A 26,440-nucleotide genomic window follows, 5' to 3' on the forward strand; every position below is an offset into this window, starting at 1 on the left:
CAAAACACACGCAACCTATCCAAACTGGCAGGTCATCCAGGTCCATGGATCGCGGCTCACACACGAATCGCCGTGTTCGTCCTGTTTCGGCTGCTTTAAAAAATTCGCTTTGAATTCGAATTGCATTACACAGGCCGGCAACGTTACGCGGTGTTCCGTAACAAGCGACATGAGCCATTACGTTACGCACGATGCCGCGCGCATCGCTCAGTTCGCTGCGCGCACATCGAATTTTCCGGGCCCGCACAAACCGGCCTCGACCATCTCCTGAAGAAGTCCGCTGCACAACGATCCTCGCCCGCCCTCGCGATCCGATTCGCGAATTCGTCAGTCGAATGGCACACCTGTTGCATTAGAAGCAGTGCAGCAAATCGTGCGAGCGCCGATACAAGGCGCAAGCGGCAGTCTCACCGCCGCGCCGACACATGGCCTGGAGGAGACACCTCAAGCCACGGGTCAACATAGGCGGCAACGTCGCGCGTCGATGCGCGGCGCGGCCCTGGCGAAATCGAGTGCAGTCAGTCGTGGACCAACCATGATGGCTGCGAGTGCGTTCGTCTTTCAGCGCTACATGCGGGGGAGAAGTCTCATGTCAGTCGAGAAGCAGCTATTGCCACTGCCGGGTGGCCTGAAAGTCTACGTCGAGCATCATTGCTTCGATCCATCGTTCGAAACCGTCCTGCTCGTCAACGGTGCGCTGGCGACCACGGCATCGTTTGGCCAGACCATCCGTTACCTGGGCGAACGCGTCAATGCGCTGTGCTTCGATCTGCCGTACGCGGGCCAGTCGCGCCAGCACAACGCGTGCGACTACACGCTCACGAAGGACGACGAGATCGACATTCTCATGCATATCGCCGATCGTTTTCGCCCGTCGTATCTGCTGTCGGTGTCATGGGGCGGCGTGGCGTCGCTATTCGCGCTCGCGCGCGGCTGCGAGAGCGTACGGCGTGCCGCCATTGCGTCGTTCTCGCCCTTCCTCAACGCGGCCATGACCGATTACGTGACGCGCGCGCGCGACCACATCGCGGCCGGTCAGAACCTCCAGGCGGCACAACTGCTCAACGATACCGTTGGCCGTCATCTGCCGCGCATCATGAAGCTCTACAACTATCGCTACCTGACGCGTCTGCCGCGCGACGAACAGGATCAGGTCGCGTTTCACGTCGACCAGATTCTTGCCATGAAGCCGGAGCGATATCTGGACGAATTCCGCCGCATCGATTGCGACGTGAAATTCGTCAACGGCGATCTCGACGAATACACCACCGCCGCCGACGTGCGCCGTCTGGGCGATTACGTGCGGCACGCGGAGTTCGCGACGATTCATGGTGCCGGACACTTCCTCGATCTCGAAGGGCGCACACAACAGGAGCAGATGCGCAACGTGCTGTGCGACTTCTTCTGCGGCGAGCGCGAGACCTACGCGTCGCTTGCCGTGATACCGAATTCGAGCACGCCGCAGCGTCTGCCGTTCCAGGTGCCCGCGCTGTCGTGAGATGCGCGAATCGCGCGCGCACGCATTCCCTCTCCATCGTCGAGATCTCTTCATGAATATCGCTCAAAGCATCGCCATTGTCGTGCCGTGGCTCGCGTGGCTGGTTTACTGGATCGCGACGGCGCAGGCCGTCAAGACCACCGCTCGCCGCGAAGCGCGCAGCGCGCGCACCTGGCAGTCGCTGCCATTGATCGCAGGTGGCGCGCTCCTCATCCTGCCCGACCCGACATTGAACGCGCTCTCGCCAGATCCGACGCGCCTGGGTGCAATGCAGTTCGGCGGCTTCGCGGTCCTCGTTGCCGGCCTGCTGTTTTCGGTGTGGGCACGCGTGCATCTGGGAACGAACTGGAGCGTCTCGGTGACGCTCAAGGAAGGTCACGAACTAATCCGAACTGGTCCTTATGCACTCGTTCGGCATCCTATCTATACTGGATGCCTGATCGCGCTGGCCGGTTCGGCCTTGATCGGCGAGACCTGGCGCGGCGTGGCTGGGGTCGTGCTGATCTTCGCGTCGCTGGCCTTCAAGGTGCGCATCGAAGAAAGCTGGCTCACGGGGCATTTCGGCGACGCCTACGCGCGCTACCGCCGCGAAGTCGCGGCGTTGATCCCCGGCATCTATTGACGTCGCGAACACCATATAAACGACTGACACGCACGGCGGCCCGATGGCACAAATCATCATCACGGCGATAGGTTCGGCTGGCGATGTGCACCCGCTGCTCGGCGTCGGGCGGGCGCTCGCCGCGCGCGGTCATCGCGTGGTGTTCTATTCGCATCCGCCATTCGAAGCGGCCGCGCGCCGCGAGGGTTTCACGTTCGTCGCCATCGGTCTTGCCGAAGACTATGCAGCCGCGCTCGCGAACCCTGCGCTCTGGCATCCGCGCACGTCGTTCAAGACGTTGTGGGCTTTGATCGCACCCGTGCTGCAACCGCATTACGCCACCCTTGACGCGCTGCGCGGCCCGGACACGGTTCTCGTCGGCACGCTGTGGGCGTTCTCCGCGCGCCTGCTCCAGGAGCGGCACGGCACGCCTTACGTGTCCATTCAGGTCTCGCCGTCGACACTGCTCTCCGCGCACGCGCCACCGGCGCACAAGCGTCTCACGATTCCGCGCGGCCTGCCGTTGGCGTTCAAATCCGCGTTGATGACGCTGATCGAGCGCGCCCTGCTCGACGCCGTGTGCGGGCCGAATCTGAACGCATTGCGCGCGACGCTCGCACTGCCGCCCGCGAAACGCATTCTGGGCCGCTGGCTCCATTCGACCGACGGCGTGCTCTGCCTCTTCCCCGACTGGTTCGCCCCGCCGCAGCCGGACTGGCCCGCGCAGCACAGGCAATGCGGCTTTCCGCTCTTCAACGATCTCGACGACGGCACGCCCGACGCGGAACTCGACGCGTTCCTGAGCGCGGGCGAACCGCCGGTAGTGTTCACGGCGGGGTCGACGCTCGTCGACGGCCAGCACTATGCGCGCGCCGTGCTGCACGCATTGCGTGCGACCGGCACACGCGGCCTGCTGCTGGGCTCGGACTTCACACTCGACGACGCGCAACGCGGCCGCGATATGCCACGCCAACGCCTGCTGCAACGCCGCTACGTGCCGCTGCGCGCGCTGTTGCCGCGTTGCCGCGCGCTCGTGCATCACGGCGGCATCGGCACCGCATCGCTGGCGTTTGAAGCCGGTATCGCGCAACTCGTCACGCCGTTCGCGCACGATCAGTTCGACAACGCGCAACGTGTCGCCGACGCCGGTTGCGGCCTGCGCCTCGACGCACCGATCAAGGAAGCCGCGTTGGCCCGTGCACTCGCCCGGGTCCTGCACGACCCACGCATCGCCACGCGTTGCGCACAGATACGCAACAAGCTCGCGACCTCGCCCGACGGTTGCGTCGACGCCGCGCGTTTTATCGAGCGCTTCGTGCCGCAAGCCACATCGCACGCCGCGCAGGAGATGGCACGCGCGCCCCTGCTCAAAGTGGCGGGCGCATGAGCACGGCCTCGCCCTTCACGATCCCCGACGCGAGCGCCGCGCGTGCACCTGGCGGCGTTCGCCTCGCGCTGCTGACTTTCGCGCTGTCGCTCGCGACCTTCATCGAAGTGCTCGATTCGACGGTCACCAACGTCGCCGTGCCTGCGATCGCCGGCAGCCTCGGCGTGGCCAACAGCCAGGGCACATGGGTCATTAGTTCGTATTCCGTCGCCGCGGCGATTGCCGTTCCGCTCACGGGCTGGCTCGCGCGACGGCTCGGCGAAACACGCCTTTTCATCGGCGCGGTGCTGCTTTTCACGCTCACCTCGCTGATGTGCGCGCTCGCCGCCGACCTGCATGTACTGGTCGCCTGCCGCGCGCTGCAAGGACTCTGTTCCGGGCCGATGGTGCCGCTTTCGCAAACGATCCTCCTGCGCACGTTCCCACCCGCGAAACGCACGCTCGCGCTTGCGCTCTGGGGCATGACGGTGTTGCTCGCGCCGATCTTCGGCCCCGTGGTCGGCGGCTACCTGATCGACACGTTGTCGTGGGAATGGATCTTCCTCATCAACCTGCCCATCGGCCTGTTCTCGTTCGTTGTCTGCGCAACCCTGTTGAGAAAAGACGCGAAACGCGGCGAACGCGTTCCAGTGGATTTTATCGGCATCGCACTGCTGGTGGTCGGCGTGGGCGCATTGCAGGCGATGCTCGATCTGGGCCACGACGCGGGCTGGTTCGACTCGACACTGATCGTCACGCTCGCCATCGTCGCCACACTCGCGCTGGTCTCGCTGTTACTCTGGGAAGCGGGCGAAGCGCAACCGGTCATCGACCTGAGCCTGTTCCGCGATCGCACCTTCTCCTTCTGCGTGCTCATCATCTCGCTCGGCATGGCGAGTTTTTCGATTGTGGGCGTGGTGTTCCCGCTCTGGCTTCAGGCAGTGATGGGCTACGACGCCTTTCACGCAGGCCTCGCGACTGCACCGCTCGGCATTCTCGCGCTCGTGTTTTCGATTCTCGTCGGTCTTTATTCACATCGTTTCGACGCGCGCGTGCTCACGACCTTCGGCTTTCTCGTGTTCGCCGCCGTGCTGTGGTGGGACACGCATTTCACGCTGACCATGTCGTTCACGCAGATCGTCACGCCCGGCCTGATTCAGGGCATCGGCCTGCCCTGCTTCTTTATCCCGCTGACGGCGGCAACGCTTTCTCGCGTGCCCGATCATCAGCTTGCCGCCGCGTCGAGCCTGTCGAATTTTCTGCGGACGCTCGCCGCCGCATTCGGCACGGCAATGAGCGTGACGCTCTGGGAACACCGCGCGACGTTCCACTATGCGACCCTCGCGCAATCGGTGACGAAGGAATCGGGCGGCACGCAACACTACGTCGCCACGCTGCATGCGATGGGTATCAGCGGCGCACGCGAAGCCGGCGCACTGCATCAGGTGACCCTGCATCAGGCCTACATGATGGCGACGAGCGACATGTTCTTCATGGCGTCCGTGACCTGCCTCGTGCTCGCCACGATGATGTGGTTCACGCGCCCCAAACGGGGCGCCGCCATGACCCTCGGGCACTGACACCAGAACGATAAAAAGAGGAACCACGCGATGCGATCAGGCGCACTTGTCATTCTCTACCACCCGAGCGGCGAACAGCTCGCGCGGCTGGCCGCGTTGCGCGACGCGTGCGACGCACTCGTAGTCGTCGACAACACGCCTTATAAGGACGCCGCGAACAACGCCGCTCGCGACGCAGCGCAACGCGACGGCTATACGCTGATTCAGAACGGCAATCGCGGCGGCATTGCGGGCGCGTATAACGTGGGCCTCGCGCATCTGTTTTCGCTCGAAGACAAGCTCGATGCCGTCGCGCTGTTCGATCAGGATTCCGTGGTGCCCGACGCCTATTTTCCGGCGATGCACGCATTCGCAAAACATCAGATTGGACGGCCTTTCATTGCAGGGCCGCGCATCTTCGATGAAAACGACGGGCGCTTTCTCCCCGCGCTCGCGACCAACGGCATCGGCGTGCGGCGCATCGAACTCGACATCGGCGAAACAGCCGATCTGCAACCGGTCCGCTGTGCGTTTCTGATTTCGTCGGGAAGCCTGGTGTCGCGCGAAGCTTATACAGCACTCGGCCGTTTCGACGAAGCGCTGTTTATCGATCACGTCGATACGGAGTATTGTTTTCGCGCGCTCGCGCACAACGTGCCGCTCTATCTCGTGCCCGCGCTCGTGCTGCGTCATCGCATCGGCAACAAGGCGCGCAGACGCATCGGCCCGCTCAATATCCCGACCATGAATCACCCGTGGATGCGCCGTTACTACAGCGCCCGCAACGCGATGGAGATTGCCCTTCAATATGGCCCGCGCTTTCCGGTTGCGTGGGTGCCGAATCTGCTCACGCTTGGGCAAATCGTGCAAGTCCTGCTCGGCGAGCAGGACAAACGCGCCAAGCTCAAGGCCATTCTCTATGGTCTGATCGACGGTCTCACAGGAAAGCTCGGGCCGCTCGATATCTCGCATCCACGCTGGACCGCACGCCCCACCGTGCAGGAGCGTCGCGGATGAAGACACACACGATCACGCGCCTGCTTGCGCTCGGTACCGCCACGCTGCTCGCGTGCGCCTGTGTGCCGACAATCACGCCAGCCTTGCAACCGCACACGCCCGATGCGAATGCACTCTCGCGCACGCTGTCCGATACGCCGAAATCGAACAGCGCCGCCGCGTGGCCCGCGCCCGACTGGGTGCGCCAGTTCGGCGATGCGCAGCTCGACCAGCTCGTGACCGAAGCCTATGCGCACAATCCCGATCTGCAAATCGCGAAGGCCCGTATTGGCGTCGCGCAATCGCAGTTGCAGCAGTTTTCGTCGTTGACGGGACTCACGGCCACGGCGGGCGCGACCGTCAACAAGGCGCGCATGCCGCAATCAAACGGCGTCGCCAATGTTTCCGCAAACGGCTACGACATCCCCGTACAATTATTTGGTAATCCTGTTCAATCGCCCTCTTCAATTTTCGTCGCGCTGGATTATCAACTCGATCTCTGGGGACGCAATGCGGCGGCCACGCGCGGGCTGCTATCACTGCGCGATGCGGCACGCGTCGACGCGGAACAGGCGCGTCTCACCCTCGCCATCGCGATCGTCACGCTCTATTGCGATCTGGATCAGGCCTACGCGTTGCGCGATCTCTGGGTCGAGAAACGCGACGCGAGCGATCAGATTACCGCCGTGCTGCGCGAGCGCACGGCGCGCGGCATCGATAACGGTTACGACGCCGACGATGCCGCCGTGCGCCGCAACAAGCTCATCGCGCAGATCGAACTCGCCGACGAGCGTATCCGCCTCGCGCAACTGCAACTGGGCGTGCTCTCCGGCGGCGGCCCCGAGCGCGGCCTCGCGCTCGCCAGGCCGCGTCCCGCGAGCCTCTCCCGTCTCGCCGACCAGCCGCTGCCCGCGCGCCTGTCCGCCGATCTGCTCGGACGTCGCCCCGATATCGTCGCGGCCCGACTGCGCGTCGAAGCGGCCTACGCCGCGATCGACGGCACGCGCGCCGAGTTTTATCCCGACGTGAACCTCGTTGGCTTCGCGGGCCTGCTCGCGCTGACACCTGGCGCGATGTTCTCGCGCCAGGCGCTCGCGGGATCCGTCGGCCCGGCGGTATCGCTGCCGATTTTCGATCGCGGCCGCCTCAAGGCGAAGCTCTCGGGCGACGCGGCCAATGCCGACGTCGCCATCGGGCTCTACAACAAGACCGTCGATACGGCGCTGGGCGATGTCGCGCGCACGCTCGTTTCGCTCTCGACCGTGGATCGCCTCGTGAGCGGCGAGCGCGACGCCGCCGACGCCGCGCAACGCTACGTCTCGATCGCCGAAGAGCGGCACCGGCGCGGTCTGCTGATGCAAAAGGACGTGAATACGGCCAGGCTCACGCTCTATGACGAGCGCGCCCAACTGATCGACCTGCAATCGCAGCAGCGCACGCTGCGCATTGCGCTGATCGGCGCGCTCGGCGGCGGCTTCGACGAACGCACGTTGCCCGGACCCGCGATCTCGCATTTCGATGTCGTCTTCCCCTCCCACGATCGGCTCACGGATCGATCCAACGAACGACTCACCAGCGCGCGCGTCGACTAATGCACCACGACCACACCAACCTCCATCCCGATCCGGCCACGCTCGCCGCAAACGCCGCCCTGCTCGCACGCAAGCGCGCGACGCGGCGGCGACGCTTCGCGATCTTCGGCGCGGTCGTCGCCGTCACCGCGCTCGCTGCGGCAACGTACTGGTTCATGGCCGTGCGCTTTCGCGAAGACACCGACGACGCCTACGTCGCCGGCAATGTCGTGCAGATCGCCGCGCAAACGGCCGGCACGGTGATCGACGTCGCCGCCGCCGATACGCAACGCGTGCGCGCGGGACAGCCGCTCGTGCAACTCGACGATGCTGAAGCCTCGGTCGCGTATGCGCAAGCGAAGGCACAACTCGCGCAAGCCGTGCGGCAAACCGCCAACGCGCGCTATTCCGCGACGATGTACGCCGAAGCGGTGAAGGCGCGTCAAGCCGATCTCGATCTCGCACAACGTGCGTTGGCCGCGCGCGATCACGCGTCGGTCGAAGTCGTCTCGCCCGAGGAACTGGCGCGTGCGCGAGCCGCCGTGACGGGCGCCCAGGCGCAGCTCGGCGCGGCGCAGGCTCAACTGGACGCAGCGCGTGCGCTCGGCAGCCGCCTCGCCGTCGAGGACAATCCGGGCGTGATTCAGGCCGTCGCGCAATTCAAGCTGGCGTGGCGCAATCTCAAACGCACCACCATCGTCGCGCCAATCGATGGCGTGGTGGGACAGCGCACCGTACAAATCGGCCAGCAGGTCGGACCGGGTCTCACGCTGATGTCGATCGTGCAATTGCACGGCTTGTGGATCGAAGCGAATTTCAAGGAGGGGCAAATTCGCAATATGCGGGTCGGCCAGCCGGTGACGATCAATTCCGATATCTACGGATCGAAGGTCAATTATCGCGGACGCGTAGAAGGATTTTCCGCGGGGACCGGCAGTGCGTTTTCGATGTTGCCGCCGCAGAACGCGGCCGGAAACTGGATCAAGGTCGTGCAGCGTGTGCCCGTGGTGATTTCGATCGATCCCGGCGATCTGGCCGCGCATCCGCTGCGGATTGGATTGTCGATGCGCGTGCGCGTGGATACGCACGAGCGCGACGGGCATCTGCTCGATTCGGAGACGCCGCTCGCCGCACTGGCGACGCGCGTTCATGACGGCATGGCGAGCGAAGCGCAAGCGGCGGCGGAAAAAGTGATTCGCGACAATCGGGGCGGTTAAGTGGCGAGGAGCCAAAGTCATTGATATTTACCAATAAAATTCAATTCTCCAATTTACACGGGTGAATGTGCATTTCACCCGCGGCCTTTTTCTCGATGCCGGCTTGATATGGATGATTAACTAAAACGGTATTGGACCGTCGATTAAGCGTCGCAGCATGATTTCCCCTGTTAAACAGGAGAAAACAATGCCGCTTGTTCAAATCTCTCTTCTAGAGGGCCGTAGTGACGACCTCATCAAATCGTGCATCAAAGCCGTAGCGGAGGCAGTGCATCAGACCTTAGGTGCGCCATACGGGGCGATCAGTGTTTATGCCGTCGAAGTCCCTCGCGCGCATTGGGCCACCGGTGTGCATACGAAAGACGAACCGGAGACCGCGGCGGCGCAGGCATTGAAACCGGGAAACGAAAAATCCTGAGACCGGGGCAATGTGCGGAGTTGACGGCTACGCTTGCCCACGCTGGTTTGCGTAGCCATCGTTGAGATCTTCGGGGCGCGCAGGCTGCTGCGCATTATCACCGCTACAGAATCTGAAATGCGACTGAGAAACATCGGTATCGCCGGCAAATTGAGTATCGGCTTTGGAATCGCCATTTTTTCGTTGTGTCTCATCGGCGGCCTCGCGCTGCTGCAAGTGTCGCGCATCTATCGTGGAACCGATGAACTGGCAAACCAGTGGCTACCCGGCGTGCAGGCGCTGGGCGAAATCCGGGCATACATGAATGACGCCCGGCGCGCGTCGCTGGTCGTGGCAATGGCGTCGGACGCGAACACCCAGGCATTATTCGCGCAGAGGCGAAACGACGCGCTTGCATCGCTAAACAGTGCGCTCGGCAAGTATGAGCGTGTCGTTTCGTCGCCGGAACAAGTGCAATTGCTTAACGACTTTAAAGGCGCCTGGTCCTCGTATCTGGACATCGACACCCGGCTCAACGCGTTAGCGCAGGGTGGCGGCGACCAACTGGAAGCGGCAAGAAAGCTGGCGAGCGGCGATTCGTCTCCACGCTTCATGGCCGCTGCGGATATCGTCACGCGCGATGTCACGCTCAACCGACAGGGTGCGGATCATGCCGCCGCCACAGCGGCTTCCCGTTATCGCACGACGCTCGTTCTCACCGCGGCATTGATCGCCGGCGCAATCGCACTCAGCGTCATCGCCGCCATGCTGATCACACGCTCTATCGTGGTGCCGCTACGCCGTTCGCTCGAAGTTGCGAGCACGGTCGCTCAGGGCGATCTCACGTCGGTGATCGTCGTCGACGGAGACGACGAAACCGGCCGGTTGCTGCGCGCGCTGCACACGATGAACGAGGGCCTCGGCGACCTCGTCGGCCGCGTGCGAAACGGCAGCGAGAGCGTGGCCTCAGCCTCCGCCGAGATTGCGGCCGGCAACACGGACCTGAGCCAGCGCACCGAGGAGCAAGCGGCCTCGTTGCAGGAAACGGCGGCCAGCATGGAACAACTGACGTCCACCGTGAAGCAGAACACCGAGAATGCACGCCGCGGCAACACGCTTGCGGCCAGTGCGTCGGAGGTGGCGGCGCGCGGCGGCGCCGTCGTGAGCCGCGTGGTCGGCACCATGAAGGACATCAGCACGAGTTCCGCAAAAATGGCGGACATCATCGACGTCATCGAAGGCATTGCATTTCAGACGAATATTCTCGCGCTGAATGCGGCTGTCGAGGCCGCACGCGCCGGAGAACAGGGGCGAGGCTTTGCGGTGGTCGCGGGCGAAGTGCGCACGCTGGCGCAACGAAGCGCAACGGCTGCGAGGGAAATCAAGGAGCTCATCGACGCTTCCGCAGAGAACGTTCGGACCGGTTCGCAACTGGTGGAGGAAGCCGGCCAGACGATGGACGACGTGGTGCATTCGGTCAGGCAGGTCGCGGATCTGATGGCGGAAATCTCGGCGGCATCGTCGGAGCAGCATACGGGCATCGAGCAGGTCAATGTCGCTGTTGCGCAGATGGATCAGGTGACGCAACAGAACGCGGCGCTGGTCGAGGAAGCGAGCGCGGCGGCCCATTCGATGGCGAAACAGTCGAGTTCGCTGCGAGACCTCGTGGCATTTTTCAAGCTTCGTGGCGCAGTCGTCGCTGCGGGACGATAGGCGCTTGCGCCTGACGGTTCGAGACGGTGCTCCGGGTCCGTACGCCCCGGCATCCCCGTCGCCGTGGTACGCCCCTTTGCCGGGTCGGGAATGAAATTCGCTGAGAGCGTTATCAACGCGAACCGCAAGCGCATCTTCGCCGCGCACGCTCCGTCCAGCGTGATTGTGCAGACAATTGCACGGGGCGTGCACGATGCCACGAAGCGCCAAGCCAATCGGTTCGCGAACGCTCTGGAGGCGCGAATGCAGGGAACCCACGTCCGGCATGCGACCGATGCGACCGAGTGCGCTGCACAAGCGGAAATCGACGCCGCCCTGCACGACTTCGAATTGCCACTCGATGCCGTCAGTCTTCCCTCGGCTGCCTATCGACTTGTCGAGGCCTGCCCGGCGTTGCCTCAGCCCGGCGGCGGCAATACGCTGGCGCGCTGGCGCTCGCTCGCGGCGGTCGCCGCGCATGACCTGCCGCTGGTGAAGATCTTCGAAGCACACGCCGACGCCATCGCCATCCTGACTGAACTCGGCGGAGATCGGCCGCAATCCGCAGAGGCGGGCCCTGCCCTCTGGGCCGTGTGGGCCGCGCGGGCGCCGCACAACGATCTGCGTGTTACGTGGCAAGAGGGGCAGCGAGTCCGGCTCTCGGGTACGAAGCCATGGTGCTCCGGCGCGGCCTTCGTCACGTTCGCGCTCGTGACCTGTGTCGACGATGATCAGCAAGACTGGCTCGCCGCGCTGCGCGTCAAGCAGCCGGATGTACAGGTCAGCACGCGCGGTTGGAATGCGGTCGGGATGCAGGTCACGCAAAGCGTCGAGATCGACATGGAGGGCGCGGACGCGATCCTCATCGGTCCGCCCCGCGCTTACCTCGAACGGCCCGGTTTCTGGCACGGCGGCGCAGGTATCGCCGCCTGCTGGTACGGCGCCGCGGCAGCGCTCGCGGGACGCTTGCGCGAAGCCGCCGCGCGACGCAAAGATCCGCATCTGCACGCCCATCTGGGCGCGGCCGATGCGGCACTCGCCTCCGCGCGCGCATTGCTGCGTGAATCAGCGCAATGCATTGACGCGGACCCCCACGCTTTTGGATCCGCCGCTGCATTACGGGTTCGCGCCGCCGTCGAACAGGCCTGCGATGCCGTCCTGCGTGCAGCCGCGCGTGGCCTGGGCGCCGGGCCGCTCTGCCAGGATGCGTGGTTCGCGCACATGACGTCCGACCTTTCCGTGTTCATGCGCCAGAGTCACGCCGAGCGCGACCTCGCGTCGCTTGGCGGCGCGCTCGCCGAGATCGGCGAGGACTGGCAGCTATAAACGCGACAGGAGCGCAAATGCAGACCCGGCGTGACGAGGATGCCGCACGATTTGACGCAGCATTCCAGCTCGATTCCGATCCGTGGCGCTATCGCACCAGTTGGTACGAGGCGCGTAAGCGGGCGTTGATGGTGGCGGCGCTCCCGCGAGCAAAATACCGACGCGGTTTCGAACCCGGCTGTGCGACCGGCGAACTCTCCGCGCTGCTTGCCGATCGCTGCGACGAATTGCTGTGCGCTGACTTCGCGCCGCGCGCCGTCTCGCTCACACGACAGCGGCTGGACGATTGGCCCGCCGCCCAGGTGGAAACGCGCGCCATGCCGCAGGACTGGCCCGCAGGCCGCTTCGACCTGATCGTCATCAGCGAGTTTGCCTACTATCTCGACGAAGCGCGTTGCCGCGCCCTCGCGCGCCTCGCGTGTTCATCGCTCGATGCTGACGGCGCACTGCTGTGCTGCCACTGGCGACGCCACGCCGACGACTTTCTCATAACCGGCAACGCGGTTCACAGCCTGTTTCGCGAGTCCGCGCGCGCCGCTTCGTTACAGCATGCCGTGCACGTCGACGATGCGGATTTCACACTCGACGTCTGGTGCGCCGATCAACTCAGCGTCGCCGAAAGAGCATCGCTGATGTCGCGCTCGCGCGGCGAAAACGACGCGCCCTGATATCTGGGCCACTCCACGCGCCAGAAATGTTCCGGTTCGGACAGATCGGCGGGAATGTCCTCGCCAAAGGCCTGAAGCTGACTGCCGTAATCCCGCACCGCGAGCTGCTTCAAGCGCAGCGCACGCGTGCTTTCGCGCTGCGGAGTCCACGAAGCATCGAACGCGGTAACGCGCAGTCCGGCGGCTGACAGTTGGGCGAGGCGTGCCGCCGTGATGCCCGGCACCGTACGATGAATCGCATCTTCGTAGACGATGCACGACTGCACGGCCCGCGTGCGCAGCAACGCGAGCCATGCATCGGCCACGCGCAGGTGATCGGGGTGCCTCAGCCCGAGTGGAACGACAAGACTGGATCGATCGAGCGGCTCGAAGCAAGCGAGCAAAGCCCTCGCCACAGTGCGAACGGAAGGCAGTTCGCCGTACTGGCCGTCGAGAAATGGCAGCCGGATCGCCCGCGCGCCCAGACGCGCGAGCGCGCGTGCGTCCTCTCGCGTGCGGGCGCGCATCGCCGCGGACGAATCGCTGAAGCCCGCCGCTGCATCCCACGGTTGAATCTGCGGCGCCCGTGGCGTACCGGCGAATACAGTGCAGACCGTGGCGCCGGGTGGCAAAGCCAGCAGCGTGGCACATCCAAACACCGCATCGTCCAGATGGGGCGACACGACAAAGAGCGATCCGACGCCGCTATTCATGGTGCTCCCTGCCCTGAAGCGTCTCGTTCAGCGTAACGCCTGCGGGCGCACACGCAACCCCGCTCGACCATGACGACAAGGTATCGCCAAAACCGCCGCGAATCCGGAAATCGGTGCGCGCGCTCGTCGTCACGCGCGGCGCAACGCTCCAGGCGATTCTCGCGCCGTTCGCCGTCAGCCGCTCCACGAGCGCCACATCCTCACCGCACGCGAGCGGAGGAAACCCGCCTGCGCGTTGATACGCCTTCGCGCTCACGCCGAGGTTGGCCCCATGCACGTGACGATGTCCGTCGACGCTTCGGTAATGGGTCGACCACGTTTCGCGTACACACGGTGGATGCGCGCCCCAGTCGTCGACTTCGACCGCTCCGCAAACGACATCGGCACGCAGTGCGAGCTGGGCCACGATCCAGTCGGGCGCGACGCATGTGTCGGCGTCCGTCATCGCCAGCCAGCGTGCGCCCAGCGCGATCAGATGACTTGCGCCCGTCGCGCGCGCGATGCCCACGTTGCGCGCCTGCACCGTCAGCGCGGTTGCCCCGAATGCCTGAGTGACGCAGGCCGAGTCGTCGGTACAACTGTCGAGCACGACGACGATGCAGACAGATTCGCCCATCAGCTCGACATGCCGCGCGGCCATGGCAGCGGCGAACAGGCATCGCCCGAGCCAGCTCGCCTCGTTGTGTGCAGGTATCACGACGCCGATCATTGTCCACTCCTTGGCATGATGAGCAGAGAGCCGATGGCTCTTTCGCGACCCCAATGCATTTTCGGTGCCCGGGTTCTAAATCGAGTGGCGGCGTCCAACGCGTCGTTGGCAGGGCTTAAGAAAAAAGCACGGCACGCCGTTTGCGACGTGTTTTCGTTTTGCGTTGTTTCATTGAAAATGAAACGGTCAGAAGCGCCATTAAAACTGCGCTCGCGACCGGTCGACATTTAAAAATCGTACGAAATCGTCACCTGCGCCGATAAAGGCGGACTTGGCGTCAGCGTGTAATCGAACGTCGCCGCCGAGCCGCCGGTGTAGTACTTGCGATTGAACAGATTGAAGATATTCAACTGCGTCTTCCAATGCCCTTGGCGATAAGAGGCCATCGCATCGGTACGCACATAACCCGCGAGTTTAAAGCTGTTGGGTAGCGTCGCCTCGCGTGGCCCGACATAATAAACACCCGCGCCAATCCGCAAGCCCGGAACGGACTCCAGATCGTAGACGGTCCAGAGGCTCGCACTGTTGCGCGGAACATTGCTCAGAATGTCGCCCACCGGATATGTCGTGTCGCTCGTGACCTTCGCGAGCGTATAGGCATAGGTCACGATGGCCTTCCATCGCGGCGTGATGTTGCCGGTGATGTCCAGCTCCACGCCCTGACTGCGCTGCTTGCCGGTGAGCACTTCCAGCAATGGATTGGTGGGATCGGTCGTGAGAATGTGATTCCGGTTGATATTGAAAACCGCCAGATTTGCATTCAGGCGATCTTTAATCAGTTCCTGCTTCACGCCGATTTCGAATTGTTCCGCGACCTCCGCCGCATACGTGACGTTGCTGCCGCTGTGACCGACATTCGGTGCGTAACTACGGCTCCAGTCGGTGAAAAACGACGTGCTGCGCGTGGGCTGCCAGACCAGGCCGACGCGCGGCGAGAAAGCCGTCTGCTGACCTCGCCCGGTCGGCTCGCCTGCTTCGTCGGCACTATTGATGAAACGGTCCGCGCGCAATCCGACCTGAAGCTTGATCTGTCGAGTCAGATCGATCAGATCCTGCACATAGACGCCGTAATCCGCGCCGCGCCCTTGATGTCCGGGCAATGCGTCCCCCGCGGTCAATCCAGATGTGTAGCTCGGGTTGAAGAGATCCACGTTCATGGTGGAAACCTGCGAGCCGCCGCTGCCGACTTCCAGATACCCGTAATCCACACCGGCCAATAGCGAATGTTTCAGGCTGCCGGTGAAGAAGTCGCCGACCAGTTCGGCACGGGCGGAATACTGACGCGAGAATTCATTCGCGCCGCTGTAGACCGCGTATTCGAGCAGATTGTCCGTGGCGGTCGTGCTGTCGGGGAACGACTGCGTTGAGTGCTGGCGCGCGTACGCGTACTGCCCGGCGAGGCGCAGTTTCCAGTTCTGCGAAAGTTCGTGCTCGAACAACAGCGTTTCGGACCAGGTGTCGTTACGGCCGTAGTCGCCATCGACGCCCGGATAGACGCCGCTGCGAAGTCCGTAATAGCGGCTGCGCGAAAGCGCCTGATAATTGTCGACCGCCGGCACGCCGAAGTCGAATCCGTCGCGATTCAGATGATTGAATTCGCTCAGCAACGTCACGGACGTGCCGTGATGGTTATTCCAGGTGATGGCCGGTGCAATAGACCATGACTTGTAGCCGCCGTTGTCCTGAAACGTCGAGTTGGTTTCGGCAGACGCATTGAGCCGGATGCTCAGGTCGTCGTTCAGCACGCGGTTCAGATCCACCGTCGTGCGCGCGAGGCCGTAGCTTCCCGCCGTCGCGCTGACTTCGCCGAAATTCTCCTGCTCGGGTCGCTTCGAGACGGTGTTGATATAGCCGCCTACTGCGCCGATGCCGCCATAAAGCGCACCCGCCGGGCCCTTGAATATCTCCACGTCGTCGATATTCTGCACATCGCGAAACGCGTAATAGCCATAGTTGCGGAAGCCATCGCGCAAGCCATTGCTCTCGCTGAATCCGCGAATATTGAAGAACGTCGCGCCGTTGCCGCCGTAACTTGCTTCGGCGTGTACACCGCTTACGGTATCGGCGACCTGATCGATGCTCGTCACGCCACGGTCCTGCAGAACCTCGGACGGCACGACCTGAATGGATGCAGCGTAGTCCTTGATGGGCGTGTCGGTTCTCGTCGTGCTGCTCGACGTGGGCGCGATATAAGGCGAACCGCGCGTGCCCACCACCGATATCGGCGCCATGACCGGGTCCGCGGCGCTGCTATCGCTCGAAGTGGGCGGGGCCGATTCCGGTTCTGCCGCGCGTGCTTCAGGTATCACCGCGAGTGCCGTCATCAGCACGGCCAGCACCGCACGGACAGGTGCGGCTTCAGGACGTGCACGCAATGTAAAAAGATGCGGTTCGGCGCGGTGCGTTCCGGACGCGCGCGTGCCGACGACGCCCGCGCGCGGCGGTCGTTGTTGGGTCTTCATGTTGTCGATTCAGCTAAAAGAAATGGTCGTGCATGCGCGGCGCCATCGCGACGCGCAGCAGGGAGACGGCATTTAGCTGAAAAGCGGCGGCGCCCGCGAAAGGGGCCGGAAATGAAGTGACAGGCGCACCAGCGGGCGCGTCGATACAGCACGCCACGACTGCGTCACACGGGTCAGCGTGAACAGAGCAATCGCGAGCGCGATGCCCACGCACGCGACGACCAGCGCGGCGCTGAACGGACAAAGCCCGTCGTCGCCGGTCATGGCGCCGTGATCGTGTGCGGGCGAACCCGCCATGCCGGACATGTCCATGTCGCCGTGCATCATGCCCGCCATGTGCGTCATGTCCATGCCGGGCATGACATCGGACATCTTCACTGCCGCGCCGGAATCACCCGCGAACATCGGACCGTGCCCGGAACACATCACGAGTGCAAAATCGCCCTGCGCCACGGATGCCGGATCCAGCATGACGGCGCCCGGCAGCAGCGCGCGTACAAGGAGGACAGCCACAGCAATCAGGAACCATGCCCGATTCGCCATGCCGCCTCGCAGCAGGAATCGGCGAAAGGCACTCATGGCGCGCATTCTATCCGGCTTTCAAATTCCTAAGGGATAAACAGAGCGGCGTGAACGGGCTTTCGCGATTCGGTGCTGCTGCTGCACCGCCGCTGCACCGCTGCTCCATGCGGCGAAAAACGTGCTTCAGCGACCACCCGGTTCATCGACGCGACATTCCGTCTCACACGCGGACTGAGCCTGGTCCGAGTGCACATTCGCTACCGCAATGTCGAGAGAGTGAGCTACCATGCGCGCATGACTGCACTCGCACGCACTCGAAAACAACTCGGCACATGGCTAGCCTTGCTCGCCATGTGCCTGATTGTGTTCGCGCCGCTCGTCAGTCAAATGCGTGCTTCGGCGCGCGCGGCGTCGCCCGACGCGGCGCTCTGCTCCGCCGGGCCGCCGATCCATAGCCATGCCGCTGTAGCGGACGATCCGCTCGCGGCCTGTGGCTATTGCAATCTGCTCGCCACGCCCTCGGCGCCGCCGCCTCTTGCGCCATCCGTTGCGCAATGGCTGCCGCTTTTTGCGGCTGTTGTCGTCATGCCCGCATTGCGGGCCGACTTCCCGACGCTTCCCTACTTTGCGGGTTATCCGCGCGCCCCGCCGTCTGCGCACTGAAGCGTCGCCGCGCGCTTCACGTCCCCCGCTTCACGTCCTTATTCGCACGATCGACACGCCAGGCCCGGGCCTGCGCCTGCGCTCGTCCGCGCGCCGTCGTCGCGCAAACGCTTTCGATAACGCATCATGCAAAAACCGCTTTTAACCGCGGCGTCCGGCCCATGGCGACGCGCCGCCGTGACGGCTTGCGCCGTCCTGACGCTTTGCGGTGCGCTCGCGCTCACCGGGTGCAATCAGCAGCCCGTACTGTCCTTCCAGAATCTGGACATTACGGGCAATACGCAGTTTTCAGGCCAGTTTTCCCTGCCGGATACCAACGGACAAACCCGCACGCTTGCGGATTACCACGGCAAGATCGTCGTGATGGTTTTCGGCTACACGCATTGCCCCGATGTTTGCCCGACCACGCTGGCCGAACTCTCGCAGGCGATGCAGCAACTCGGCCCCGAAAAAGCCGCGCGCATTCAGGTGCTGTTCGTGACGCTCGACCCGCAACGCGACACGCCTTCCGTGCTCGCACAATATGCGGCGGCGTTCAATCCATCGTTTCGCGCACTGCGTCCCGCAGACGATGCGCAACTCAGAACGCTGGCCGAGGACTTCAAGCTGGTCTTCGAAAAAGTCCCCGGTACGAACGCGGACAACTACACCATGAATCACACGGCAGCCAGTTTTGTTTTCGACGCCGACGGCAAATTGCGCCTGTATGCACGCGACGCACAGGGTGCGACGCCGTGGGTTCACGATCTGGGCGAATTGCTGAAGCCCGCTTAATCGCAATGTATTTCCAAAACCTTATCCACTCAAAACTGGAGATTCACCATGTCCGCTCTTTTCCGTTCGCTCGCAACGACGTTCGTCCTGTTTGCCGCTCCAATCGCCGCAATGGCCGCGACTGACTCCGTCATGGTGTCGGATTGCTGGATTCGTTCCATGCCCGGCGACGTGCCTTCGGGCGGCTATTTCAAACTCATGAACAAGAGCGACAAGCCGGTCGATCTCGTTGGCATTTCAACGGAAGCGTTTGGGATGTCGATGCTGCATCAGACGCAAAGCAGCGGCAGTACCTCGAAGATGATCATGGTCGACAAGGCCACCGTTCCTGCAAATGGCACGCTCGAATTTGCGCCCGGTGGCTATCACGTGATGTTCGAGCACGCGAAACATCCACTCAAAATTGGCACCAGCATTCCGATGACCTTTGCTTTCAGCGACGGCGAGAAAGTGTCGGCGCAATGCGATGTGAAGAACGCTGCGGGGAAATAAATTCCACGCGGATTTCATAGCATCGAAAATAACGCCGCTGCCGAATTGTCTGGCTGACATGCGTTTCCGCGCGTCAGCCAGATCATCGCTTCGGCTTACACGTACAACGCAGCCTCGCGGTCGCCTGCGGGCAACTGCACGACGACGCCGGACTCGCTCGCCTGCTTCGCCAGGCCGCCCGCATCGCGCAGCTTGAGCGTCGCACTCGCGCTATCGGCGAGTTCGAACAGATGCAGTTCGCTGCGCGACGCGTAGTTGTCATCCGGGCGCCGATCCTTAGTCCCGATCGCGAGCAGCGTATTCGGCCGCACGTACACCGGCAGACTCAAAAAGCCGTGACGCTCGCGCAGCCACCTGCTGCCCGCAACGGTTTTACTCGTGAAGAGATGCGTCCAGCGGCCCTCGGGCAGCCAGAAGTCCACGTCGCCGATCGCGTTGAACACCGGCGCGACCAGCAGCGCATCGCCGGGCAGATACTGACGATCCAGTTGATCGCAGGCCGAATCGTCGGGAAACTCCATCAGCATCGCGCGCAGCATCGGCGTGCCATGCTCTACCGCCTGTTGCGCGGCATCGAACAGAGACGGCATCAGACGCGACTTCCATTCGGTGAAAGGGCGCACGACCTCCACGGCTTCGTTGTCGAACAACCCTGGCACGCGATACGACTTGCTGCCGTTCAAACGGCTATGGCTCGACAGCAGCCCGAACGCGCACCAGCGCGTGTAGACATCGGCGGGCGCCGTATGCTCGAACCCGCCGATGTCGTGGCTCCAGAAGCCGAAGCCGCTCAGGTCGAGCGACAGCCCGCCGCGCAGCGTTTCAGCTATCGATTCGATCGTAAGTCGCGCTGCAATCGCCGCCCCAACGCACGGGCAATGGCTGGCTGCCGACGGTGCCGGATCGCGCGAACACCCCGGCCTCACCTTCGCCGCGCACTTCGCGCAGCACGTCGAACACCACCTTGTTATAAAGGTAGCTGTCGTCGTTGTGCATCTTTTGCGGATCGGAACCGTCGTGATAGATCACGTCGGTAGGAATACGCTCGCCGAAATCCGTCTTGAAGCAATCGACGCCCATCTCCTGCAAGCGTCAAAAATGCCCCGCGTACCACTGCCATACCTCACCATCAGGTTTGCGGAGCTAATAGCCCTTCTCCATGCCTTCGGCAAACAGCGGCGCGCCCGTCCGCTGGCCTTATGGTGGAGCAGTGAGCCGGGGCGCGCGATGCGTCCCCGACGCCGCACAGCATAACGGGAAGCGGCTTTAAAGCGGCACGTCTTCGATTAGCCGCGCTTTTAACGCGCGAATACGCTGATCGACGAAATAGCCACCGCCTTCGGTATAGCGCAGATAAAGCCGGCCGCACTGCGTGCATTTCCACACGCCACAGCGGTTATAGGGAAAGTAACGCGGGGCAATGGGCGCTTCGTCGGACCAGTAACCGTGGTTTTCCGGCAAATATTCGGAAAAAGTCGGTTCTGCCTCATCTTCCGGAATGAGTGTGCCGATCTGTTCGAGTTGCCGCTCGTCGAGCGAAAGCGGCTGCGATTGCCAGCCATCGAGCGGTGTTTTTGTGCAGCCGCACACGGGGGCGTCGGCGTGTTCCGCGCGTTGAGCGAGTTTGAGTAATGCAGCGGCGTCGAGGTATTGGGGCATGGCGCGAGGAGGAGTCTGCGATTGAGCCTGATTGAGCCAGAGAGACATCGGTGTCGAGCGCGCATCTTAACGCCAATAGCGATTACGCTCACTTTTCCTTTCGCGCGCTTCTGTTTCGCGTTATTTCCGATGCGGAATTCGGGCGTTTTATGCGGCTTCGCACAACGTGCAATACGTGTCTTGGCCCCATCAAATCCCCGCAATTTCGGCAATTCCACGTCGATTTTCAGCGAAATTACCTCAGGGCTTTCACCAAGTTTTCATTGGATTGCCATCGTGCGACTCTATGTCTCAGTGCCACTTCCTATGGAGACAGGCATGCACGCTGAAACGCTCAAGAACGCAAAGGTCGCCGTTTTCCTCAATCGGTCGGCGCTGTGTATGTTGCTGTTGCCAGCTGCCTGCCTTTCATGGGCACTCCCCGCGTACCCTCCTCAAGACGCTTTCTGGTTCTGCTTCGTTCTGGCCACTTTTTCCTGGCCGTTTGCAGGAGTCCTGTTCATTGTCTCGGCCGGATTTCAGTCCGGTAGACGTGCCGAGCGATTCGAACATGACGCTGGTTTCAGGGAAGCGCACGGTCATTGATCCGCGTTTTGCCTGACCAGTCAGCCGGTCACGCTTCGCAATCGCCAGTCGAACAAAAGCCTCCTGTTTTCAGGAGGCTTTTGAACAATACCTGGTTATCCGAACGATGTTCGCAAACCAGCCGTTTTTAAGCGGTCGGTGCAAATTCGTGTAATCAGTTTTTGTGACAACAGACGCGAGCCCAACGCACGCACCCTGCCCGCGCTGGACTGCGTTGTGTGCGTTGTGTGCGCTGTGACTGTGCGCCGGGAACCGGCATCGGCGGAACGCGGAGGTTTCTGGCAGTTAGTTGCATCTTCATCCGCACGCCATCACTCGGCGCGCGCGTCGCGCTTGTCTGCCGATTTCCCACCCGCATTCTGCGAAATAATCCGCGCAATCTCCGCATCGGCTTCATCGCCATACTTCTCGAACACGTTCGTCTCGTACACCGTGTTCTGCGCGTTGCCCAACTGGCTGCCCGCATCGTTCTTGATGTCGACGTCAACCTGCATCGACAGACCGATACGCAGCGGATGCTTCTGCAGATCTTCCGGATCCAGCGAAATACGCACCGGCAGACGCTGCACTACCTTGATCCAGTTGCCCGTCGCGTTCTGCGCCGGCAGCAGCGAGAACGCCGAGCCCGTGCCCGCCGAGAAGCCCACCACCTTGCCGTGATACACCACCGACGAGCCGTACACGTCCGCCGTCATTTCCACCGGCTGGCCGATGCGCATGTGCTTGAGCTGCACTTCCTTGAAGTTCGCGTCGATCCACAGCGAGTTCAGCGGCACCACCGACATCAGCGGCGTGCCCGGCGAAACGCGCTGGCCGACCTGCACCGAGCGCTTCGCCACGTAACCCGTGACCGGCGCGGGCAGCGTGTTGCGCGCGTTCGCGAGGTAGGCGTCGCGCACCTTCGCGGCGGCCGCCATCACGTTCGGATGATTGGCGATCGTCGTGTTCGCGGTCAGCGCCTGGTTCGCGACGAGCTGCTGCTGCGCGGCTTCGAGCGCGGCCTGGGCGCTGCGCGCGGCGTCGCGTGCGTGCGAGATTTCTTCCTGCGAAACCGCGCCCGTCTGCGCCACCTGCATGCGGCGGCGCAGATCGTCCTGCGCGCGCGAGAGGTCCGCCTGACGCACGGCGACCTGCGCTTCGTACTGGCTGTCGTCGGCGAAGAGGCCGCGCACCTGGCGCACGGTCTGGCCGAGATTCGCCTCGGCCTGCTGCAGCGCGATGCGCGAGTCGGCCGGATCGAGCACCACGAGCGGATCGCCGATCTTGACGGTCTGCGTGTCGTCGGCGTTGACCGAGACCACCGTGCCGGTGACCTGCGGCGTGATCTGCACGACGTTGCCGTTCACGTAGGCGTCGTCGGTGCTTTCGCTGAAGCGCGCGACGAGGAAGTAGTAGAGGCCGTAGGCAATGGCTGCAATCACGATCACGAGAACAAGCAGCGTCATCATGCGCTTGCGCTTGCCGTTGTTCGCGTTCGGCTGCGGATTGGCGGCCGGTTGCTGGGGGGTGCTCATGGAAGGATCTCCGGGTTCTTGCGTGCTGTGCGTTCAGTTATTGGAATTCAGTTCGTGGCGGCGTGTGCCGACGCGTCAGGCGTGGCCGAGGCCGACGAGGCCGGTGCGGTCCACGGCGCATCGCGCCAGGGCCCGCCGTTCACGTCGCTCTGGCCGCGCGCTTCGCTGCCGACCTGCACCGGCGGCACGAGCCCCGCGTTCTGCGCGTCGAAGCCGCCGCCCAGCGCCTTGATCAGCGCCATCTGCTCGTCGGCGCGCTGCGACTTCAGGTTCGTCACGGTCTGCTCGGCGGCGAGGCGGTTCTGGTCGGCGTTGAGCACCTGCAGCTGCTCCGAGAGGCCCGCCTTGTAGCGGATCACGGCGAGCTGATACGCCTTCGTCGACGCATCGAGCGCGTGTTGCGCATCGACGAGCTGCTTGTCGGCCGAACGGATCGACGAGACGGTGGTTGCCACGTCCTGGAACGCGCCGATCAGCGTCTGGTCGTAGTTCGCGACATCGAGTTCGAAGTCGGCGTAACGGCCCTTCAGTTGCGCGCGCAGGGCGCCCGCGTCGAAGATCGGCAGATGCACGGCCGGGCCGATGTTCATCTGGCGGCTCGTGAAGTTGAGGAATTTGCCCCAGCCGAACGCATCGAAGCCGAAGCCCGCCGCGAGATTCACGTCGGGATAGAACTCGGCCTTCGCTTCCTTGACGTCGTGCATCGCGCCTTCGACCTGCCAGCGCGCGGCGACGATGTCCGGACGGCGCGCGACGAGATCGGCGGGCAGGTTGTCGGGCAGCGCGACGCTGGCCACCGGATTGAGCACCGGATTGGCAATCTGCAGACCGCGATCCGGACCCTTGCCGAGCAGCGCGCCGAGCTGATAGCGCACGGTCTCGATCTGGCCGTCGATCTGCGAGAGATTGGCCTGGCTCGTAGCGATGTTGCCGTTGGCGGTCTGACGCTCGACGTTGGTGTCGAGGCCCGCGACCACGCGGCCGTTCGTGATGTTGCCGATGGTCTTGCGGTTGTCGATTTCGCGCGCGGCGATGTCGCGCAGCGCGTAGAGCTGGGCGAGCTGGTTATAGGTACGCGCGACCGACGCGGCGAGCGTGATGCGGGCCTGCTGCATCTCGGCTTCGGCGGCGCGCTGTGCGGAGACCGCCTGCGCGAGTCGCTGACGGTTCTTGCCCCACAGGTCCAGATCCCACGAGGCGCTGGCGAGTACGTTGTTTTCGCTGTACCAGCTGCCGCCGTAGGGAGTCGGATAAAGCGCATTGGACGAGTAAAGCTCACGCGTCCACGAATAGCCCGCGGTCACTTTCGGCGCCAGCGCCGACTTCGAGGTCTCGATATACGACGACGCCTTCGCCAGACGCGCCTGCGCCTGCGCGATCGTCGGATTACCGTCGATGGCCTCGTCGATCAGCTTCTGCAATTGCGGGTCGCCGAACTGCTTCGCCCAGTCGAACGTGGGCCACTGCCCGCCCTGCGCCGGAATGCTTTGCGACGACTCGAACTGCTGCGGCTGCGCGAGCGTCTTGTCGCTCTTGATGCCGATGTAATTCGCGCAGCCGCTCATGATCGCAACCGTTGCGCATGCAACGACTATCGACAGCGCGCGCGGCCGCAGCGGCGGACGCGTAATTGAAACGTGAGTCATGTTTTCCTGATGATCGAAAAAGGCAGCGCCGTTTTATGTAGTCGACACAGAGTCAATGCGCGGTTCAATGCGCCGCCGAATCCGCGCCGCCCGCGCCAGCCCGGCCCGCGCGCGTAATCCAGATGAGCGGAATGATGGCGATGAAGATCACCGCCGAAATCCAGAACACGTCGTTGAGGCCGAGCATCGCCGCCTGCGACTCCACGAGCTGCCCGAACATCGCGTGCGCCGTCGCCGTATCGACATGCATCGATTTCGTGACGAAGTCGACGAACTGCGAGAACGCCGGATTTTCCGGCGTCGCCTGCTCGGTGAGCCGCACGTGATGCACGACCGTGCGGTCGTACCACTCGTTCGCGCCCAGCGACGTGCCGACCGCGCCGCAAAACACGCGCACGAAATTCGACAGACCCGCGGCGGCCGGAATGCGCTGCGGCGGCTGGCCCGCAAGAATGATCGCGGTGAGCGGCACGAAGAACATCGCCATCGGAATGCCTTGCAGCAACGTGGGCAGCACGAGGTGATACGTATCGATATCGACGATGTAATTCGAGCGCATCCAGAACACCGCCGCGAAGCCGATGAACGCGAGCGTGGCGATCACGCGCGCGTCCGAACGCGGCAGCACCTTGGCGATCACCGGCGAGAGCAGCACCGTGAAGATGCCGATCGGCGCGATCACGAGGCCCGCATCCACCGCGCGATAACCGAGGTATTCCTGCATCCATTGCGGCAGCAGCACGAGGTTGCCGAAGAACACGCCATACGCGATCGAAATGGCGATCGTGCCGCCCAGAAAATTGCGCTGGCCGAACAGGCGCAGATCGACGATCGGATGCTCCTCGGTCAGCTCCCAGATCACGAAGGCCACAAAACTGACTGCCGCCGCAATCGTCAGGCCGATGATCACGGGCGAATGGAACCAGTCGAGGTCCTTGCCCTTGTCGAGCATGACCTGCAAGGTGCCGACCCACGCGACGAGCAGCCCGAGGCCGACCAGATCGATCGGCGGCTTGCGCGTGGGCGTTTCGCGCGAGCGATAGATCATCCACGTGACCGTGGCCGCGAAAATGCCGACCGGGATGTTGATGTAGAAGATCCACGTCCAGCTGTAGCTGTCGGTGATCCAGCCGCCCAGCGACGGTCCCGCGATCGGCCCCACGGTGGCCGTCATGGCCCAGAGCGCGAGCGCGGTCGCGGACTTCTGCTTCGGCCAGGAGCTGAGCAGAATCGCTTGCGACATCGGAATCAGCGGTCCCGCCGTGAGACCCTGGAACACGCGCGCGGCCAGCAGCACCGGCAGATTGGGCGCCATGCCGCACAGCCAGGAGGCGATCGTGAACAGCACGATCGCGCCCACGAACAGGCGAATCTGGCCGAGGCGCTGCGTCAGCCAGCCGGTCAGCGGGATCGCGACCGCGTTGGCCGCCGCGAACACCGTGATGACCCACGTGCCTTCGTCCACGGACACGCCCAGGCTGCCCGACAAGGTGGGAATGGCGACGTTCGCGATCGACGAATCGAGCACGTTCATGAAGGTCGCGAGCGCGACGGCGAGCGTGCCGAGCGCGAGTTTGCCGCCGCTCAGCGGCGGCGGGGATGCGGCGGGCGCGTTCACTGCGCGCTCCGCGTGGAAGGGTTTCGCGATTCCATCATCCGTTTGCAATCCTGATCAAGTTGATGTGTCCGTGCGGCCGATGCGGCTCGCCGCCCTGGATCCGCTCGCCAAATCGCGAGCAAAAACGCGCGCAAAACGGCCCCGCGCTGCTTGCACGGGCGGGGCCGTCACGCAGCGAAAACCGTCAATAAGGGGAGGATCATCCAGGCGGGA

25 protein-coding genes are annotated in these 26,440 nt (G+C 63.4%); 15 read left to right on the top strand and 10 right to left on the bottom strand.

The window, feature by feature from the left end; translation table 11 throughout:
• The first annotated feature begins 589 nt into the window (after positions 1-589).
• From G5S35_RS16790 to G5S35_RS16840, 11 genes are all read left to right on the top strand, one after another.
• The gene (locus G5S35_RS16790) at positions 590-1,498 is read left to right on the top strand and encodes an alpha/beta fold hydrolase (protein WP_183039228.1); all 909 of its coding nucleotides are present in this window, start codon (positions 590-592) and stop codon (positions 1,496-1,498) included.
• Between the two features lie 52 nt (positions 1,499-1,550).
• Positions 1,551-2,120, top strand: coding sequence for a methyltransferase family protein (locus tag G5S35_RS16795; RefSeq protein ID WP_110329608.1), 570 nt, complete (start codon positions 1,551-1,553; stop codon positions 2,118-2,120).
• A 43-nt stretch (positions 2,121-2,163) separates the two neighbouring features.
• Entirely contained in the window at positions 2,164-3,486 is a 1,323-nt protein-coding gene (locus G5S35_RS16800; protein ID WP_183039229.1) for a glycosyltransferase, read from the top strand.
• On the top strand, positions 3,483-5,045 hold the full coding sequence (locus G5S35_RS16805; RefSeq protein ID WP_183039230.1) for a DHA2 family efflux MFS transporter permease subunit: 1,563 nt from the start codon (positions 3,483-3,485) through the stop codon (positions 5,043-5,045). The genes G5S35_RS16800 and G5S35_RS16805 overlap by 4 nt, the downstream gene beginning before the upstream one ends.
• Before the next feature lie 30 nt (positions 5,046-5,075).
• Positions 5,076-6,041 (top strand): glycosyltransferase family 2 protein, encoded by a 966-nt coding sequence (locus G5S35_RS16810; RefSeq protein ID WP_176080534.1) that lies wholly within the window; start codon positions 5,076-5,078, stop codon positions 6,039-6,041.
• Complete coding sequence (locus G5S35_RS16815) at positions 6,038-7,612, top strand: efflux transporter outer membrane subunit (protein ID WP_183039231.1); 1,575 nt, start codon at positions 6,038-6,040, stop codon at positions 7,610-7,612. The genes G5S35_RS16810 and G5S35_RS16815 overlap by 4 nt, the downstream gene beginning before the upstream one ends.
• Positions 7,612-8,808 carry an HlyD/EmrA/EmrK family protein gene (locus tag G5S35_RS16820; RefSeq protein ID WP_074987412.1) on the top strand — a complete coding sequence of 399 codons (1,197 nt, stop codon included), beginning with the start codon at positions 7,612-7,614 and terminating at the stop codon, positions 8,806-8,808. The genes G5S35_RS16815 and G5S35_RS16820 overlap by 1 nt, the downstream gene beginning before the upstream one ends.
• Positions 8,809-8,965: 157 nt before the next feature.
• A complete protein-coding gene (locus G5S35_RS16825; protein WP_234774893.1) occupies positions 8,966-9,226 on the top strand; it encodes a tautomerase family protein in 261 nt (86 codons plus the stop codon).
• Between the two features lie 117 nt (positions 9,227-9,343).
• Positions 9,344-10,918: a methyl-accepting chemotaxis protein gene (locus G5S35_RS16830; RefSeq protein WP_183039436.1), complete on the top strand. Its 1,575-nt coding sequence runs from the start codon at positions 9,344-9,346 to the stop codon at positions 10,916-10,918.
• 90 nt (positions 10,919-11,008) lie between these two features.
• Positions 11,009-12,223: an acyl-CoA dehydrogenase gene (locus tag G5S35_RS16835; RefSeq protein ID WP_183039232.1), complete on the top strand. Its 1,215-nt coding sequence runs from the start codon at positions 11,009-11,011 to the stop codon at positions 12,221-12,223.
• Positions 12,224-12,240: 17 nt separating this feature from the next.
• The gene (locus G5S35_RS16840) at positions 12,241-12,891 is read left to right on the top strand and encodes an SAM-dependent methyltransferase (RefSeq protein ID WP_183039233.1); all 651 of its coding nucleotides are present in this window, start codon (positions 12,241-12,243) and stop codon (positions 12,889-12,891) included.
• Here the strand turns inward: G5S35_RS16840 and G5S35_RS16845 are convergent.
• The 3 genes from G5S35_RS16845 to G5S35_RS16855 all read right to left on the bottom strand — a co-directional run bounded on the left by G5S35_RS16845 (position 12,825) and on the right by G5S35_RS16855 (position 16,523).
• Entirely contained in the window at positions 12,825-13,583 is a 759-nt protein-coding gene (locus G5S35_RS16845) for a PIG-L family deacetylase (RefSeq protein WP_183039234.1), read from the bottom strand. The genes G5S35_RS16840 and G5S35_RS16845 overlap by 67 nt on opposite strands.
• A complete protein-coding gene (locus G5S35_RS16850) occupies positions 13,576-14,292 on the bottom strand; it encodes a glycosyltransferase family 2 protein (protein WP_183039235.1) in 717 nt (238 codons plus the stop codon). The genes G5S35_RS16845 and G5S35_RS16850 overlap by 8 nt, the downstream gene beginning before the upstream one ends.
• Before the next feature lie 227 nt (positions 14,293-14,519).
• The gene (locus G5S35_RS16855; RefSeq protein ID WP_183039236.1) at positions 14,520-16,523 is read right to left on the bottom strand and encodes a TonB-dependent receptor; all 2,004 of its coding nucleotides are present in this window, start codon (positions 16,521-16,523) and stop codon (positions 14,520-14,522) included.
• On the opposite strand from G5S35_RS16855, the gene G5S35_RS16860 reads away from it, so the two are divergent.
• Positions 16,498-16,830, top strand: a complete 333-nt coding sequence (locus G5S35_RS16860) for a hypothetical protein (protein WP_161495572.1) — start codon at positions 16,498-16,500, stop codon at positions 16,828-16,830. The genes G5S35_RS16855 and G5S35_RS16860 overlap by 26 nt on opposite strands.
• Here G5S35_RS16860 and G5S35_RS16865 read toward each other — a convergent pair.
• Entirely contained in the window at positions 16,827-17,333 is a 507-nt protein-coding gene (locus tag G5S35_RS16865) for a DUF2946 family protein (RefSeq protein WP_124261738.1), read from the bottom strand. The two genes, G5S35_RS16860 and G5S35_RS16865, sit on opposite strands and share 4 nt — an antisense overlap.
• Positions 17,334-17,405: 72 nt before the next feature.
• Between G5S35_RS16865 and G5S35_RS16870 the strand changes: the two genes are divergently transcribed.
• From G5S35_RS16870 to G5S35_RS16880, 3 genes are all read left to right on the top strand, one after another.
• Positions 17,406-17,939 carry a DUF2946 domain-containing protein gene (locus tag G5S35_RS16870; protein WP_237181427.1) on the top strand — a complete coding sequence of 178 codons (534 nt, stop codon included), beginning with the start codon at positions 17,406-17,408 and terminating at the stop codon, positions 17,937-17,939.
• 126 nt (positions 17,940-18,065) lie between these two features.
• Positions 18,066-18,713 (top strand): SCO family protein, encoded by a 648-nt coding sequence (locus tag G5S35_RS16875; RefSeq protein WP_183039237.1) that lies wholly within the window; start codon positions 18,066-18,068, stop codon positions 18,711-18,713.
• A gap of 48 nt (positions 18,714-18,761) precedes the next feature.
• On the top strand, positions 18,762-19,205 hold the full coding sequence (locus G5S35_RS16880) for a copper chaperone PCu(A)C (protein WP_183039238.1): 444 nt from the start codon (positions 18,762-18,764) through the stop codon (positions 19,203-19,205).
• 95 nt (positions 19,206-19,300) lie between these two features.
• Here the strand turns inward: G5S35_RS16880 and G5S35_RS16885 are convergent, their stop codons facing one another.
• From G5S35_RS16885 to G5S35_RS16905, 6 genes are all read right to left on the bottom strand, one after another.
• The gene (locus G5S35_RS16885) at positions 19,301-20,131 is read right to left on the bottom strand and encodes a TIM-barrel domain-containing protein (RefSeq protein WP_202035006.1); all 831 of its coding nucleotides are present in this window, start codon (positions 20,129-20,131) and stop codon (positions 19,301-19,303) included.
• A complete protein-coding gene (locus G5S35_RS39295; protein WP_074987424.1) occupies positions 20,028-20,285 on the bottom strand; it encodes a TIM-barrel domain-containing protein in 258 nt (85 codons plus the stop codon). The genes G5S35_RS16885 and G5S35_RS39295 overlap by 104 nt, the downstream gene beginning before the upstream one ends.
• A 186-nt stretch (positions 20,286-20,471) precedes the next feature.
• Positions 20,472-20,864 (bottom strand): hypothetical protein, encoded by a 393-nt coding sequence (locus G5S35_RS16890; RefSeq protein ID WP_074987425.1) that lies wholly within the window; start codon positions 20,862-20,864, stop codon positions 20,472-20,474.
• An 896-nt stretch (positions 20,865-21,760) separates the two neighbouring features.
• Positions 21,761-22,963: an EmrA/EmrK family multidrug efflux transporter periplasmic adaptor subunit gene (locus G5S35_RS16895; RefSeq protein WP_080180537.1), complete on the bottom strand. Its 1,203-nt coding sequence runs from the start codon at positions 22,961-22,963 to the stop codon at positions 21,761-21,763.
• Positions 22,964-23,010: 47 nt separating this feature from the next.
• The gene (locus G5S35_RS16900) at positions 23,011-24,609 is read right to left on the bottom strand and encodes an efflux transporter outer membrane subunit (protein WP_183039239.1); all 1,599 of its coding nucleotides are present in this window, start codon (positions 24,607-24,609) and stop codon (positions 23,011-23,013) included.
• Positions 24,610-24,673: 64 nt separating this feature from the next.
• Positions 24,674-26,227, bottom strand: a complete 1,554-nt coding sequence (locus tag G5S35_RS16905; protein WP_231957749.1) for a DHA2 family efflux MFS transporter permease subunit — start codon at positions 26,225-26,227, stop codon at positions 24,674-24,676.
• Between the last annotated feature and the right edge of the window lie 213 nt (positions 26,228-26,440).

This window comes from Paraburkholderia tropica, assembly GCF_014171495.1.
Lineage (GTDB): Bacteria > Pseudomonadota > Gammaproteobacteria > Burkholderiales > Burkholderiaceae > Paraburkholderia > Paraburkholderia tropica.

Coding starts and splice junctions, on each gene's coding strand:
- G5S35_RS16855 (WP_183039236.1), bottom strand. CDS start 16,523: ATGGCGCCGATATCGGTGGTGGGCACGCGCGGTTCGCCTTATATCGCG.
- G5S35_RS16850 (WP_183039235.1), bottom strand. CDS start 14,292: ATGATCGGCGTCGTGATACCTGCACACAACGAGGCGAGCTGGCTCGGG.
- G5S35_RS16865 (WP_124261738.1), bottom strand. CDS start 17,333: ATGAGTGCCTTTCGCCGATTCCTGCTGCGAGGCGGCATGGCGAATCGG.
- G5S35_RS16875 (WP_183039237.1), top strand. CDS start 18,066: ATGCAAAAACCGCTTTTAACCGCGGCGTCCGGCCCATGGCGACGCGCC.
- G5S35_RS16880 (WP_183039238.1), top strand. CDS start 18,762: ATGTCCGCTCTTTTCCGTTCGCTCGCAACGACGTTCGTCCTGTTTGCC.
- G5S35_RS16895 (WP_080180537.1), bottom strand. CDS start 22,963: ATGAGCACCCCCCAGCAACCGGCCGCCAATCCGCAGCCGAACGCGAAC.
- G5S35_RS16810 (WP_176080534.1), top strand. CDS start 5,076: ATGCGATCAGGCGCACTTGTCATTCTCTACCACCCGAGCGGCGAACAG.
- G5S35_RS16820 (WP_074987412.1), top strand. CDS start 7,612: ATGCACCACGACCACACCAACCTCCATCCCGATCCGGCCACGCTCGCC.
- G5S35_RS16890 (WP_074987425.1), bottom strand. CDS start 20,864: ATGCCCCAATACCTCGACGCCGCTGCATTACTCAAACTCGCTCAACGC.
- G5S35_RS16805 (WP_183039230.1), top strand. CDS start 3,483: ATGAGCACGGCCTCGCCCTTCACGATCCCCGACGCGAGCGCCGCGCGT.
- G5S35_RS16795 (WP_110329608.1), top strand. CDS start 1,551: ATGAATATCGCTCAAAGCATCGCCATTGTCGTGCCGTGGCTCGCGTGG.
- G5S35_RS16790 (WP_183039228.1), top strand. CDS start 590: ATGTCAGTCGAGAAGCAGCTATTGCCACTGCCGGGTGGCCTGAAAGTC.
- G5S35_RS16900 (WP_183039239.1), bottom strand. CDS start 24,609: ATGACTCACGTTTCAATTACGCGTCCGCCGCTGCGGCCGCGCGCGCTG.
- G5S35_RS16840 (WP_183039233.1), top strand. CDS start 12,241: ATGCAGACCCGGCGTGACGAGGATGCCGCACGATTTGACGCAGCATTC.
- G5S35_RS16845 (WP_183039234.1), bottom strand. CDS start 13,583: ATGAATAGCGGCGTCGGATCGCTCTTTGTCGTGTCGCCCCATCTGGAC.
- G5S35_RS16815 (WP_183039231.1), top strand. CDS start 6,038: ATGAAGACACACACGATCACGCGCCTGCTTGCGCTCGGTACCGCCACG.
- G5S35_RS16825 (WP_234774893.1), top strand. CDS start 8,966: ATGATTTCCCCTGTTAAACAGGAGAAAACAATGCCGCTTGTTCAAATC.
- G5S35_RS16800 (WP_183039229.1), top strand. CDS start 2,164: ATGGCACAAATCATCATCACGGCGATAGGTTCGGCTGGCGATGTGCAC.
- G5S35_RS39295 (WP_074987424.1), bottom strand. CDS start 20,285: ATGGGCGTCGATTGCTTCAAGACGGATTTCGGCGAGCGTATTCCTACC.
- G5S35_RS16835 (WP_183039232.1), top strand. CDS start 11,009: ATGAAATTCGCTGAGAGCGTTATCAACGCGAACCGCAAGCGCATCTTC.
- G5S35_RS16830 (WP_183039436.1), top strand. CDS start 9,344: ATGCGACTGAGAAACATCGGTATCGCCGGCAAATTGAGTATCGGCTTT.